This is a genomic window from Streptomyces sp. NPDC053048, from assembly GCF_044547045.1.
GTDB lineage: Bacteria > Actinomycetota > Actinomycetes > Streptomycetales > Streptomycetaceae > Streptomyces.
In genome coordinates this window covers 269,087-282,177 of record NZ_JBITZS010000001.1, presented here as the reverse complement: position 1 = coordinate 282,177, position 13,091 = coordinate 269,087, and the positions used below count along the sequence as shown (strand labels likewise).

Genomic DNA, 13,091 nt, shown 5'->3' with positions numbered 1-13,091 from the left:
CAACAACGGAGCACCCTGTCTGCCCCGTTAGTGTGGTGGGTCCGCCCGCATCGCTCCTCGTCGCGGGCGCAGTCCCACACCGGAGGGTTCCTGCTGTGTTCTGGTCCGCTGCCCTGGCCGCAGACTCGACGCCCCGTCCCACATCGCTGGACGAGGCCCAACGCACGGCGAACGACGCCGCGGGATGGGTCGAGGAGAACTGGTCCATCTGGCTCAGCAACGGCCTGCGCATCGTGCTGATCGTCGTGATCGCGGTGGCCATGCGCTCGCTGATCCGCCGCGCGATCACCAGGCTCATAGCGCGGATGAACCGCACCGCCCAGGCCGTCGACGGCACGGCTCTGGGCAGCCTGCTGGTCAACGCCGAGCGCCGCCGGCAGCGCTCGGAGGCCATCGGGTCGGTGCTGCGCAGCGTCGCCTCGTTCCTGATCATGGGAACGGCGGCGCTGACGGTCCTGTCCGTCCTCAAGATCAACCTGGCTCCGCTGCTGGCCAGCGCCGGTGTCGCCGGCGTCGCCATCGGTTTCGGCGCCCGCAACCTGGTCACCGACTTCCTCTCGGGCGTCTTCATGATCCTTGAGGACCAGTACGGGGTCGGTGACACGATCGACGCCGGGGTGGCCTCCGGCGAGGTGATCGAGGTCGGCCTGCGGGTGACCAAGCTGCGCGGGGTCGACGGCGAGATCTGGTACGTGCGCAACGGCGAGGTCAAGCGGATCGGCAACCTCAGCCAGGGCTGGGCGACGGCGGGCGTGGACGTCCAGGTGCGCTCCGACGAGGACCTGGACCGGGTGCGCGAGGTCATCACCCGGGCGGGCGAGGAGATGCACAAGGCCGAGCCGTGGAACGAGCGGCTGTGGGAGCCCGTCGAGGTGCTGGGCCTGAACGCGATCTACCTCGACTCGGTGATCATCCGGGTGTCGGCCAAGACCATGCCGGGCAAGGCCCTCGGCGTGGAGCGCGAGCTGCGCTGGCGGATCAAGCGGGCGCTGGACGCGGAGGGCATCCGCATCGTCGGCCGTCCGCTCGAGCCGGAGCTGGAGACCGTCCCGGTGGATCCGGCGGCGAGCGTCGCGCCCCCGTCCGTCATGGCCAACCCCGCCTCGCCGCAGGCCCAGGCGACGGCGCCGATACCGCCGGCGCCGCCGGGCGTGACGCTGGGCAAGTGATCTGAAAGGCCCCCTCGCCGGACGGTGAGGGGGCCTTTCACGTCAGCCGGTGGTGACGGGTTCAGGCGGTGGTGACGGTTCAGCCGGTGGTGACGGCGTGTTCCGCCAGGACCTTGTCCAGGAACGCGTCGAGGTTGCCATTCATGCGGGCCAGGCGCTCCTCCAGCGAGAGCGACTCCTTGTACCGCATCGACATCTCCGGCACCTTCCTGCCGCGCACATAGAGGGGGCACGCCAGGTCGGCGCAGATGTAGGCGCCGACGGTGTTGCCCTCCCGGCCCGAGGCGCCGACCCTGCGGGCCGCGAGCAGCGAGACGCCCGAGCCGGGGTGGCCGGTCAGGCACAGGGAGCACAGGGTGGTCTTCGCCTTGCTGCGGGGGCCGCCCTGCGGTACACGCAGGGTGATGCCGATCGCCCTGCCCTCCCGCACCGCGACGAGGTAGCCCCGGTCGGGCGCGCCCGGGTCGCGCCAGCCCAGGAAGTCCAGGTCCTCCCAGGGAAGTTCGGCAAGCCCCCGGGGAAGGCTGATCCTGCGGGCCTCGCCCTTCGAGCAGTTGACGAAGGAGGCACGTATGGCATTTTCGCCGAGTTGTTCCATGTGGCGTGAAACTAACAGCGGAACACGGCCGGCGTCGCATGATTTTTCGCGAGCGGGGTCAAGCACAGGCCGGCGGCGGGCCGTTGAACGCTGCGCGCCGAGCGGTTGAACGACCGTCACCGGGCTATTGACGCCGTAGCGGAACGCGTCATACCGTCCCTGCACCGACAGGAAAGTTTCCTTACAGACGGGCGGGAGCACAGCATGGCCGGAACCGGAGTCCCCGGGACGCCACGGGTGCTGCGGGCCATGAACGACCGCGCCGCGCTCGATCTGCTCCTGGCCCACGGCCCCCTCACCCGCACCCGCCTCGGCGAGCTGACCGGCCTGTCCAAGCCGACCGCCTCCCAGCTGCTCGGCCGACTGGCGGCCGCCGGGCTGGTCCGCACCACCGGCAGCCTCACCGGCCGTCCCGGGCCCAACGCGCAGCTGTACGAGATCGATCCGGGCATCGCACACGTGGCCGGGCTCTCCGTCGACGAGGAGGGCATCACCGCCGCCGTCGCGGACATCACCGGCACCGTCGTCGGCCGACACCGGATCGACGCCCCTGCCATGGCCGAGGCGGTACGGGTACGGACCGCCGAGCTGGTGGTCGAGGCCGTGGGGGGCGCGCTCGCCGCCGCCGGGCTCGCCCACGACGCCCTGCACCACACGGTCATCGGCACGCCGGGCGCGCTGGACCCCGGCACCGGGACACTGCGGTACGCCCCGCACCTGCCCGGCTGGCACTCGCGCACGCTGCGCGCCGAGCTCGCCGAGCTCATCGGCACCCCGGTCGTGATCGAGAACGACGTCAACCTCGCCGCCCTCGCCGAACGGTACGTCGGCGCCGCGCGGGAGGCCGACGACTATGTGCTGCTGTGGATCGACGAGGGCGTGGGCGCCGCGATCGTCCTCGGCGGACGGCTGCTGCGCGGCGCGACGGGCGGCGCGGGCGAGGTCGGCTACATGCCGCTGCCCGGTGCCCCGCTCGCGCGCGGCGGGCCCGAGGCCACCGTCGGCCCGGACGGCGGGGGCGGCTTCCAGATGCTGGTGGGCTCGCCCACGGTGGTCCGTCTCGCCCGTGAGCACGGCATCGACGGCGCCACGGCCCCCGAGGCCCTGGCGCGGGCGGCGGCCGTGCCGGGCGCGGGCGACGCGCTCTTCACGGAGCTCGGGGCCCGCATCGCGACCGGACTCGCCGCCATCATCGCCGTCGTCGACCCGGGGCTCGTGGTGCTCTGCGGCGAGGTCTGCGGGGCCGGCGGCGAGCGCCTGCGCGAACTGGTCGAGATCGAGCTGACCGGACTGGCCCTGCCCCGGCCGCGGTTGCGGCTGAGCACCGTCGAGGGCTGTCCGATCCTGATCGGCGCGCTGCACAGTGCGCTGGCTGCCGCCCGCAACACGGTCTTCGACACCGCCTGAGACGCCCGGCCGCCCGTTCCTTCCGTAACACTCCGAGCGCTACGAGCACATCGCGTCGCTTCCCGCCCTCCCCGCCCAAGGAAGTACCGCCATGCCACGCATTCGCATCCGCCCCCGGTTACCCCGGGGATCCGGGTCACACCACGGCCTGCGCCGACCGCTCGTCCCCCTGCTCCTGACCGCCGCGTTACTCCTCGCCGGCTGCGCCAACCCCTCCACCGGCAGCGACGGGGGCGACCCCGCCGGGCCCGTCACCCTTCGGTTCTGGCACGGCTGGTCGGAGAAGAACGAGGTGAAGGCGGTCGACGCGGCGATCGCCCGGTTCGAGAGGGGGCACCCCGGCATCCGGGTGAAGGCGACCGGGAACGTCACCGACGCCACCGTGAACCAGGCCCTGCGGGCGGGCGGCGGCCATACGCCCGACGTGGTGTCGTCCTTCACCACCAACAACGTCGGCCAGTACTGCTCCTCGGGCATGTGGGCCGACCTCGACCCCTTCCTCAGGAAATCGGGCCTGGACAAGGAGCGGATCTTCCCCCGGACGCTCCTCGGCTACACCTCCTACCGAGGCGTCCAGTGCGCCCTGCCGCTCCTCGCCGACGCGTACGGGATGTACTACAACCGGGACGCCTTCGACAGGGCCGGCATCACCCGGCCGCCCCGCACGATCTCGGAATTCAAGGACGCCGCCGTCCGGCTCACCGAACGGGCCGGCGACGGCTCGTACCGGCAGCTGGGCTTCATGCCCAATTTCCGGTTCTACCTGAACAGCCCGGACCGCTTCTTCGCCCAGTGGGGCCCGCGCTACTTCGACGACAAGGGCAAGGCCCGGCTGTCCCGGGAGCCCGCCGCGAGGGAGTTCCTCACCTTCCAGCGCGAGCTGATATCCGCCCTCGGCGGCTACGGCCCGCTGGAGAACTTCCGCACCGGCTTCGGCGACGAGATGTCCTCGCAGAACGCCTTTCTCACCGGAAAGGTCGCCATGCACCTGGACGGCGAATGGCGCGGCCTGATGCTGAAGGAGGCCGGGCCGAAATTCCGCTGGGCGACCGCCCCCATGCCCGTACCGGACGACCGGGCCGACACCTACGGACGCGGCTACCTGACCGGCACGGTCATCGGCGTCGCCCACAGCAGCAAGCACCGCAACGCGGCCTGGGAACTGGTGAAGTTCCTGACGACCGACACCGAACAGGTCGTCGCCTTCGCGAACGCCATTCACAACGTCCCCTCGACCAAGGCCGCGCTCGCCTCGCCCGGCCTCGACGCCGACCCCGCCTTCCGCACCTTCCTGGCCATCGCGCGGCACCCGCACAGCACCGGGATGCCGCCCTCGGTCAACGGCGGCCAGTACATCCTCTCGCTCCAGGACTTCGCCTACGACGTCGAGGCGGGCAGGGTCCGCGACCTGGACAAGGGGCTGCGCCGCCTCGACCGCCGGATAGACGACGACAACCTCCAGTCCGCCGACTGAAAGCCGCCGCCATGGCCCAGCCCGCCCCCGCTGCTTCGCCCGCTGCGACGCCCGCCGTCGCTCCCGCGCTGCGCCGCAAACACCTCCGCGCACGGCTGCGGACCCTCGGGTTCCTCTCCCCCTGGCTGATCGGCTTCTGCGTCTTCTTCGGCTACCCGCTGATCGCCACCGTCTACTTCTCCTTCATGCACTACAACCAGATCCAGGCCCCCTCGTTCGTCGGCCTGCGGAACTGGGCGTACGTCTTCGGCCGGATGCCGCTGTTCGGGCCGGCGCTGTGGAACACGCTGTGGCTGGTGGTGGTCATGGTGGCGCTGCGGGTCGTCTTCGGACTGGGCACCGGGCTGCTCATCACCAAGATCAAGACGGGTGCCGGCTTCTTCCGCACCGCCTTCTACCTGCCCTACCTCGCCCCGCCGGTCGCGGCGACCGTGGCCTTCGTCTTCCTGCTCAACCCGGGTACCGGGCCGGTCAACGAGGCCCTGTCCGCGCTCGGCGTCACCGCGCCCAACTGGTTCAACGACCCCGACTGGGCCAAGCCCTCGCTGGTGCTGCTGTCGCTGTGGGGCATCGGCGACCTCATGGTGATCTTCATGGCCGCGCTGCTGGACGTGCCCAGGGAGCAGTACGAGGCGGCCGAGCTCGACGGAGCCGGGGCCTTCGCGACGTTCCGCTATGTGACCTGGCCGTCGATCACACCGATCGTGATGTTCGCGGTCGTGACGGGGGTCGTGCAGACCATGCAGTACTACACGCAGGCCCTGGTGGCCGGAAAGCTGGCGTCCGGGGTCAGCGTCGGCCCCGGTTCGGCGATCCAGCCCGGCTACCCCGACCACTCCACGCTCACCGTCCCGCAGCTCGTCTACTCGCTGGGCTTCCAGAACTTCAACACCGGCGCCGCGTGCGTGCTCTCACTCGTGCTCTTCGCCGTCGCCATGGCCGTCACCTCGCTGCTGATGCGCAGAAACGCCGGACTGCTGACGGAGGGCTGACCCGCGATGACCCGCAAACGCGCCCTGCACTGGATAGCCGTGCACACCACGGCCGTCGCCGCCGCCCTCTTCTTCGTCCTGCCCTTCGTCTTCGTCTTCCTCACCTCCGTGATGAGCGACGAGCAGGCGATGAGCGGCGAGTTGTGGCCGCACGAATGGCGGTGGTCCAATTACGCGGAGGTCTTCGCCACACCCGGATTCCTCGGCTGGTGGCGCAATTCCCTGCTCTACGCGGGAGCCGGCACCTTCCTCACCGTGTGCTCCGCCGTCCCGGTCGCCTACGCGCTGGCCAAGTTCCGCTTCCGCGGGCGGCGGACGGCGATGCTGCTGGTCCTCTCCACGATGATGCTGCCGCCCCAGGTCGTGGTCATCCCGATGTACCTGGTGTGGGCGCAGCAGCTGCACCTGTCGGGTTCGCTGTGGCCGCTGATCATTCCGCTGGCGTTCGGCGACGCGTACTCCATCTTCCTGTTGCGCCAGTTCCTGCTGACCATTCCCACCGAGTACCTGGAGTCGGCCCGGGTCGACGGCTGCGGCGAGCTGCGCACGCTGCTGCGCATCGTGGTGCCGATGGCCCGGCCGGGCATCGCCGCGGTCGCCCTGTTTCAGTTCTTTTATTGCTGGAACGATTACTTCGGGCCACAGATCTACGCGGCCCAGAACCCCGGCGCGTGGACGCTGAGCTACGGGCTGGAGTCGTTCAAGAGCGCCCACAGCGTCAACTGGAACCTGACCATGGCCGCGACCCTCCTGGTCATGGCCCCGGTCATCGTCATCTTCTTCCTCGCTCAGAAGGCCTTCGTCGAAGGCGTCACTCTCACCGGAGTAAAGGGCTGAATTCCCATGAGGCGCGTATGAAGCTCGCAGTGGTCGGCGGCGGCTCGACCTACACCCCCGAACTCGTCGACGGCTTCGCCCGGCTGCGCGAGGTGCTCCCGGTCACGGAGCTCGTCCTGATCGACCCGGCCGCCGACCGCCTCGAGCTGGTCGGCGGGCTGGCGCGGCGGATCCTCGCCCGGCAGGGCCACCCCGCCGGCGTCACCTGGACCGCCGACCTCGACGCGGGCGTGGACGGCGCCGACGCGGTGCTGCTGCAGCTGCGGGTGGGCGGGCAGGCGGCCCGCCTGCGGGACGAGACCTGGCCGCTGGAGTGCGGCTGCGTCGGGCAGGAGACGACCGGCGCGGGCGGCCTGGCCAAGGCGCTGCGCACGGTCCCGGTGGTCCTCGACATCGCCGAGCGGGTGCGCCGCCGCAGCCCCGGGGCCTGGATCGTGGACTTCACCAACCCGGTCGGCATCGTCACGCGCGCGTTGCTGACGGCGGGCCACCGGGCGGTCGGTCTGTGCAACGTGGCCATCGGCTTCCAGCGCAAGTTCGCCCGGCTGCTGGATGTGCGTCCGGAGGAGGTGTCGCTGGAGCACGTCGGCCTGAACCACCTCACCTGGGAGCGCTCGGTGCGCGTCGGCGGCCGGGACGTCCTGCCGGAGCTGCTGGCGCGGCACGGCGACGCCATCGCCGCGGACCTGCGCATGCCGCGCGCGGTTCTGGACCGGCTGCGGGTGGTGCCCTCGTACTACCTGCGCTACTTCTACCAGCACGACGCCGTCGTGCGGGAGCTGCGCGGCAAGCCCTCGCGGGCGGCCGAGGTCGCGGCGATGGAGCGGGAGCTGCTGGAGCTGTACGGCGATCCGGCGCTGGACGAGAAGCCGGCACTGCTGGCGCGGCGCGGCGGGGCGTTCTACTCGGAGGCCGCCGTGGCCCTGACCGCCGCGCTGCTGACCGGCACCGGTGACGTCCAGGTGGTCAACACGCTCAACAACGGCACCCTGCCCTTCCTGCCCGACGACGCGGTGATCGAGGTGCCGGCGACCGTGGACGCGGCCGGCGCGCACCCGCTGCCCGTACGGCCGCTGGAGGCGCTGTACTCGGGGCTGGTCGCGGGGGTGACGGCGTACGAGCACCTGGCGCTGGAGGCGGCGCTCAAGGGCGGCCGGGACCGGGTGTTCGAGGCCCTGCTGGCGCATCCGCTCATCGGGCAGATCGAGTACGCGGACCGACTGACCGACGATCTCCTCGCGCACAACCGGGAGCACCTGGCGTGGGCCTGAGCGGGGTGGTGCTCGCCATCGACGCGGGCAACAGCAAGACCGACGCGGCGCTGGTGGACACCGGCGGCACCGTGCTCGGCTCGGCGCGCGGCGGGGGCTTCGAGCCGCCGGTGGCCGGCGCCGCGCGGGCGGTGGCACAGCTGGCGGCCGTCGTCGCGGAGGCGGCACGGCGGGCCGGGCCGGACGTCCTCGGGCGGGTGACGCACGTTCAGGCATGCCTGGCCAACGCCGATCTGCCGGTGGAGGAGGAAGAACTGGCGGCAGAGATCGCGTCGTACGGGTGGGGCCCTGCGGTCACCGTCGTCAACGACACGTTCGCCCTGCTGCGCGCCGGGCTGCCGGACGGCGGCGAGCCGCGGGGGGTCGCCGTCGTGTGCGGGGCGGGCATCAACTGCGTGGGGCTGGCGCCCGGCGGACGCACCGCGCGCTTCCCGGCCATCGGCCGGATCTCCGGCGACTGGGGCGGTGGCGGGGGTCTGTCGGAGGAGGCGCTGTGGTGGGCGGCGCGGGCGGAGGACGGCCGGGGCGAGCCCACCGCCCTCGCGGCGGCGCTGCCCGCGCACTTCGGCCTGGCCTCCATGGCCGAGCTGATCGAGGCCCTGCACCTGGGACGGATCGCCCGGCCGCGCCGGCACGAACTGACGCCGGTGCTCTTCGCGGTGGCCGCGGCCGGGGACGCGGTCGCCCGGTCCCTGGTGGCCCGGCAGGCGGACGAGGTCGTCGCCATGGCCGTGACCGCGCTGCGCCGGCTGGAGCTGCTGGAGGCGGACGTTCCGGTGGTGCTGGGCGGCGGGGTGCTGGCGGCCCGTCATCCGCTGCTGCACGAACGGATCACCGCCCTGCTGGCCGAGCGGGCCCCGCGGGCCGTGCCGCGGGTGGTCACCGCGCCTCCGGTGCTGGGCGCGGCGCTGCTGGCCCTCGACCGGTCCGGTGCGCCGGCCGGCGCGTACGCCAGGCTGCGCGGGCAGTACGCCTGACCGGCCGCGGCGGGCCCGGGGAGTCCCTGTCGTGGAGTCGGTGCCGGCCGTGCCGTGGAGCCCTGCCGTGGAGTCCGTGCCGACTGGCCGGATTCCACGGCTGTGCGGAGTGTTCACGTCATCTTCACAAAGTGAGAGACGTCACCGCCGCGTGCCGTTGACCGCAGATCCTTCACCCCGGGCCGGTCCGGCGTCGCGAACTTCCTGACAGCGGCGTCAATAACGGGACGCGCCTGAAATTCCTCCCCTGGCGTTGGTTGACCTTTCATTTACCCAATGTCCGTATTCGAGGCAACCATTTCTTCCCTCCTCGGGGCTCGTGCAAGCATCCGGCGACGCACGGATTGATCACGAAATACGACCAACAGCCGTCGAAATCCGCCCTAAAGGGCATCCCGACGGCTTCGTGGCAGCCCCTGCTCCCGACCACCCATATCCCGAGGGGGGATACCCATGCCCAAGACCGTCTCCCGCCGCTTCGTCCTGCGCGGCACCGCCGTCGCCGTCGCCGGTGCCGCGCTGGCCGGAACGGCCGCCGTCGCCGCCACGGCCGAGCCCGGCCCCAAGCCCACGGACCACTCCGGTCACGGCGGCCACGGACCCCAGGCGTTCGACGAGACGTACAAGGGCCGCCGCATAGTCGGCAAGCCCGCCACCGGCGGCCACGAGGCCCACCACGGCGGCTTCGCCGTGACCGTCGACGGCAAGGAGCTGCACGTCATGCAGAACGCCGACGGCAGCTGGATCAGCGTCGTCAACCACTACCAGACGTTCTCCGACCCGCTGGCGCTCACCCGCGCCGCCGTCGACAAGCTCCAGGGCGCCACGCTCGTCCCGATCGCCATCGCCTGATTCCGGCCACTGCCGGCCGACCCGCCCCGACCCGAGAGGACACGATTCCCATGGCAGTACGCAAGAACCAGGCGACCCTGACCGCCACCGAGAAGCGCAACTTCGTCAACGCCGTGCTGGCGCTGAAGAAGAACGGCGTCTACGACGGTTTCGTGCGCACGCACAACGAGTTCATCATGAGCGACAGAGACACCAGTGACCGCGTCGGTCACCGCTCCCCCTCCTTCCTCCCCTGGCACCGCCGCTTCCTGATCCAGTTCGAGCAGGAGCTCCAGAAGATCGACTCCTCCGTGACGCTCCCCTACTGGGACTGGACGGCCGACCGCACGACCACCGCCTCCATATTCGGCGCCGACTTCCTCGGCGGGACCGGCCGCAGCCGTGACTCCCAGGTCACCACCGGCCCGTTCGCCTACTCCACCGGCCAGTGGAACATCAACGTCTCCGTCGACAGCCGGCCGTATCTGCAGCGCGAGCTGGGCTCCGCCGTCCGCGCGCTGCCCACGCGCGCCGAGGTGGACTCCGTCCTGGCCATGACCACCTACGACATGGCCCCCTGGAACAGCGCCTCCGACGGCTTCCGCAACCACCTCGAGGGCTGGCGCGGCGTCAACCTCCACAACCGCGTCCACGTGTGGATCGGCGGCCAGATGGCCACCGGTGTCTCCCCCAACGACCCTGTCTTCTGGCTGCACCACTGCTTCATCGACAAGCTGTGGGCCGACTGGCAGCGGATGCACCCCACCTCGCCGTACCTGCCGGCCGCCGGCACGGCCAACGTCGTGGACCTCAACGACACCATGCGCCCGTGGAACAACGTCACCCCGGCGGACATGCTGGACCACACCAAGTTCTACACGTACGACAGCTGATCCCTCGGCGCACGCCCATGGGGGGTGGCGGGCCGCGGCCCGCCACCCCCGCTGTGTTTCCGCCCCGCTTCCCGCCGCATTCGCCTCGTACGGGAACCGAACAGCCGTCCCGGGCGTGAACAGGAGGGAAGGCCGACACGGACACCCCGGGGAAGACCGCGATCCGCTCAAGATCGATGCATGACCGGTGTGTTTGTCAGTCCCTGCGGCCATACTGCTGGCCGGGCACCCGTATCTCCGCCGCTCCGGGGTGACGGGCGCCGCCGGCGACCGAGGGGGAGGTCACGTGTCACAACCGCAGCCGGATCCGGGCGCCCGGCGCACCGCGTGGCGCGAGGGCCTGGACCGCCTGAGAGCCTCGGCCACCACCGAACCCGGCAGACTGCGCATCATCGGGGCCGTGCTGGCGGCGCTGCTGGTGGCCTTCGGGGCGACGACCGCCTGGCAGGTGAGCGACCGGGCGGACGCCTCCGACGCCGTCGTCGACCACAGCCAGCCGCTGAGCGCCGACGCCGCCGCCATCTACCGCTCCCTCGCCGACGCCGACACCGCGGCGGCCGACGGCTTCCTCGCCGGCGGCCAGGAGCCGCGCGCGGTCCGCGCCCGCTACGAGAAGGACATCGCGCTCGCCTCCGCGCTGCTGGTGAAGGCCGCCGCCAACACCGGCGGCTCGGACCGGACGGCCCGTCAGATCGCCACTCTGAACGAGCAACTGCCTGTCTACACCGGCCTGGTGGAATCCGCCCGCGCCAACAACCGGCAGGGGCTGCCGCTGGGCGGCGCCTACCTGCGGCACGCGGGCGACCGGATGCGCGAGGACCTGCTGCCCGCCGCCCGCGCGCTCTACGAGGCCGAGACCGGCCGGCTCGGCTCGGACTACGACGACGCCAAGTCCTGGCCGTGGGCCGCGCTTGCCACCGGCCTGCTGGCCCTGGGCGCCCTCGGCTGGGCCCAGCGGCGCAACTACCTCCTGACGAACCGGGTGTTCAACCACGGCCTGCTCGCCGCGACCGCCGCCGGCACGGTGGTGCTGCTGTGGCTGGTGGCCGGGCACGCCGTGGCCCGGTCCGGGCTGACCACCTCCTACGAGCACGGCGCCCGCTCCCTGCAGGTGCTCAACGAGGCCCGCATCGCCTCGCTGCAGGCCCGCGGCGACGAGAGCCTGACCCTGGTGGCGCGCGGCGCGGTCCTCACCGCCGAGGGCGACGACGCCTACGAGACGAGCTACCGGGCCGGCATGCGCCGGCTGGTGGGGGCGTCCGCCTCCGGCGAGCCCGCCCCGGACAGCCTGCTGGGCCGGGCCCGCGCGCTGGCCGACGGCGACCGCGGGCGGGCGCCGGTGGTCAAGGCGGTCGACGACGCGCACCAGTGGCTGCGGCGGCACCGCGAGGCCCGCGCCGCCGACGACGGCGGGTACTACGACCGGGCACTGCCCATGGTGATCGGCCAGAAGGGCAGCACAGGGGAATCGTTCGACCGGGTGGACACCGAGCTGAGCCGGGCGCTGGCCCTCGAACAGGGCGAGTTCCGGCGGGCGGCGGACGACGGGCGGGGGGCGCTGACAGGCCTGGCGGCGGGCGCCGCCGTCCTGGCCGTGCTGGGCGCCGCCGCCGCCGTGCTCGGCATCGGGCGCAGGCTGTCGGAGTACCGGTGAGCGGGGGAGGCGGGGCCATGGGCGGGCCGCGGCGCGGCAGGGGATGGCGGACGGCGACGACCGCCGTGGTGTGCGCGGCGGCGGCCGCGGCCGGGCCGGCGGCACCGGCGGGCGGCACCGTCAGCGGGCAGCCGCCGGCCACGCGCGCGTCCGCGCCGGCGGCCGTCCGGGCGCCCGCCAAGTGCGCCGACCCGGAGGCGAGCCTGCGGCCGTCGACCGCCGACGGGCCGGCGGTGCAGCGCATCAAGAACCGCGGCCGGCTGATCGCGGGCGTGGACCAGAACAGCTACCGCTGGGGCTACCGCGACCCGGCCACGGGCGAGCTCAGCGGCTTCGACATCGACCTCGTGCGCGCCGTCGCCAAGGCGGTCCTCGGCGACCCCGGCAAGGTCACCTTTCTGGCGATCCCCACCAACCAACGCATACCCGCCCTGGAAAAGGGCAAGGTGGACATCATCGCGCGCACCATGACCATCAACTGCGACCGGATCAAGCAAGTCGCCTTCTCCACGGCCTACTTCGAGGCCGGGCAGCAGGTACTGGCCCCCAAGGGGTCACCGGTCACCGCGTTCGACGAGAGCCTGAAGGGGAAGAGAGTCTGTACGGCCAAGGGATCCACGGGCGAGAGCGAGCTGAAGCACGAGTCGCACGGTGCCACGGTGCTGACCGTGCCCAATCAACTCGACTGCCTGGTGCGGCTCCAGCTCGGACGGGTCGACGCGGTGGTCACCGACAGCGCGCTGGCCGCCGGGCAGGCGGCCCAGGACCCGTCCGTGCGACTGGTCGGCAAACCGTTCACCACCGAGTCCTACGGCGTGGCGATGAACCTCAGGGACCAGGACCTGGTACGCCGGGTCAACGCGGTTCTGGAGGACTACCGCCGCGGCGGCGGCGAGAGCCCCTGGATGGTCGCCTACCGCAAGTGGCTGGCGGCCGGGATCGAGGGGATCACCGCCCCTCCGGAACCGAAGTACAAGGACTGAGGGAC

The 13,091-nt window shown here is 71.9% G+C and carries 12 protein-coding genes; 11 read left to right on the top strand and 1 reads right to left on the bottom strand.

What is annotated here, in order from left to right; translation table 11 throughout:
• The first annotated feature begins 95 nt into the window (after window positions 1–95).
• Window positions 96–1,169 (top strand): mechanosensitive ion channel family protein, encoded by a 1,074-nt coding sequence (locus tag ACIG36_RS01480; protein ID WP_399920071.1) that lies wholly within the window; start codon window positions 96–98, stop codon window positions 1,167–1,169.
• 79 nt (window positions 1,170–1,248) lie between these two features.
• On the opposite strand, the gene ACIG36_RS01475 is transcribed toward ACIG36_RS01480, so the two are convergent.
• On the bottom strand, window positions 1,249–1,767 hold the full coding sequence (locus ACIG36_RS01475) for an FBP domain-containing protein (RefSeq protein WP_399920068.1): 519 nt from the start codon (window positions 1,765–1,767) through the stop codon (window positions 1,249–1,251).
• Window positions 1,768–1,971: 204 nt separating this feature from the next.
• Here ACIG36_RS01475 and ACIG36_RS01470 point away from each other — a divergent pair, with 204 nt between their 5' ends.
• The 10 genes from ACIG36_RS01470 (at window position 1,972) to ACIG36_RS01425 (ending at window position 13,086) form a co-directional block, all read left to right on the top strand.
• Window positions 1,972–3,174, top strand: coding sequence for an ROK family transcriptional regulator (locus ACIG36_RS01470; protein WP_399920065.1), 1,203 nt, complete (start codon window positions 1,972–1,974; stop codon window positions 3,172–3,174).
• A 91-nt stretch (window positions 3,175–3,265) separates the two neighbouring features.
• Window positions 3,266–4,648 carry an ABC transporter substrate-binding protein gene (locus ACIG36_RS01465; RefSeq protein WP_399920062.1) on the top strand — a complete coding sequence of 461 codons (1,383 nt, stop codon included), beginning with the start codon at window positions 3,266–3,268 and terminating at the stop codon, window positions 4,646–4,648.
• Between the two features lie 11 nt (window positions 4,649–4,659).
• Window positions 4,660–5,640, top strand: coding sequence for a carbohydrate ABC transporter permease (locus tag ACIG36_RS01460; protein WP_399920058.1), 981 nt, complete (start codon window positions 4,660–4,662; stop codon window positions 5,638–5,640).
• Between the two features lie 6 nt (window positions 5,641–5,646).
• Window positions 5,647–6,477: a carbohydrate ABC transporter permease gene (locus tag ACIG36_RS01455; protein WP_399920055.1), complete on the top strand. Its 831-nt coding sequence runs from the start codon at window positions 5,647–5,649 to the stop codon at window positions 6,475–6,477.
• 17 nt (window positions 6,478–6,494) lie between these two features.
• Entirely contained in the window at window positions 6,495–7,748 is a 1,254-nt protein-coding gene (locus ACIG36_RS01450; protein WP_399920052.1) for a 6-phospho-beta-glucosidase, read from the top strand.
• Complete coding sequence (locus tag ACIG36_RS01445; RefSeq protein WP_399920049.1) at window positions 7,739–8,725, top strand: N-acetylglucosamine kinase; 987 nt, start codon at window positions 7,739–7,741, stop codon at window positions 8,723–8,725. The genes ACIG36_RS01450 and ACIG36_RS01445 overlap by 10 nt, the downstream gene beginning before the upstream one ends.
• 453 nt (window positions 8,726–9,178) lie before the next feature.
• Window positions 9,179–9,577: a tyrosinase cofactor gene (locus tag ACIG36_RS01440; protein ID WP_399920046.1), complete on the top strand. Its 399-nt coding sequence runs from the start codon at window positions 9,179–9,181 to the stop codon at window positions 9,575–9,577.
• Window positions 9,578–9,627: 50 nt separating this feature from the next.
• Entirely contained in the window at window positions 9,628–10,449 is an 822-nt protein-coding gene (locus ACIG36_RS01435) for a tyrosinase family protein (protein ID WP_399920043.1), read from the top strand.
• A 286-nt stretch (window positions 10,450–10,735) separates the two neighbouring features.
• Complete coding sequence (locus ACIG36_RS01430; protein WP_399920040.1) at window positions 10,736–12,103, top strand: hypothetical protein; 1,368 nt, start codon at window positions 10,736–10,738, stop codon at window positions 12,101–12,103.
• 17 nt (window positions 12,104–12,120) lie between these two features.
• A complete protein-coding gene (locus ACIG36_RS01425; RefSeq protein ID WP_399920037.1) occupies window positions 12,121–13,086 on the top strand; it encodes a glutamate ABC transporter substrate-binding protein in 966 nt (321 codons plus the stop codon).
• Window positions 13,087–13,091 lie beyond the last annotated feature (5 nt).

Coding starts and splice junctions, on each gene's coding strand:
- ACIG36_RS01475 (WP_399920068.1), bottom strand. CDS start 1,767: ATGGAACAACTCGGCGAAAATGCCATACGTGCCTCCTTCGTCAACTGC.
- ACIG36_RS01470 (WP_399920065.1), top strand. CDS start 1,972: ATGGCCGGAACCGGAGTCCCCGGGACGCCACGGGTGCTGCGGGCCATG.
- ACIG36_RS01465 (WP_399920062.1), top strand. CDS start 3,266: ATGCCACGCATTCGCATCCGCCCCCGGTTACCCCGGGGATCCGGGTCA.
- ACIG36_RS01460 (WP_399920058.1), top strand. CDS start 4,660: ATGGCCCAGCCCGCCCCCGCTGCTTCGCCCGCTGCGACGCCCGCCGTC.
- ACIG36_RS01455 (WP_399920055.1), top strand. CDS start 5,647: ATGACCCGCAAACGCGCCCTGCACTGGATAGCCGTGCACACCACGGCC.
- ACIG36_RS01450 (WP_399920052.1), top strand. CDS start 6,495: ATGAAGCTCGCAGTGGTCGGCGGCGGCTCGACCTACACCCCCGAACTC.
- ACIG36_RS01440 (WP_399920046.1), top strand. CDS start 9,179: ATGCCCAAGACCGTCTCCCGCCGCTTCGTCCTGCGCGGCACCGCCGTC.
- ACIG36_RS01435 (WP_399920043.1), top strand. CDS start 9,628: ATGGCAGTACGCAAGAACCAGGCGACCCTGACCGCCACCGAGAAGCGC.
- ACIG36_RS01425 (WP_399920037.1), top strand. CDS start 12,121: ATGGGCGGGCCGCGGCGCGGCAGGGGATGGCGGACGGCGACGACCGCC.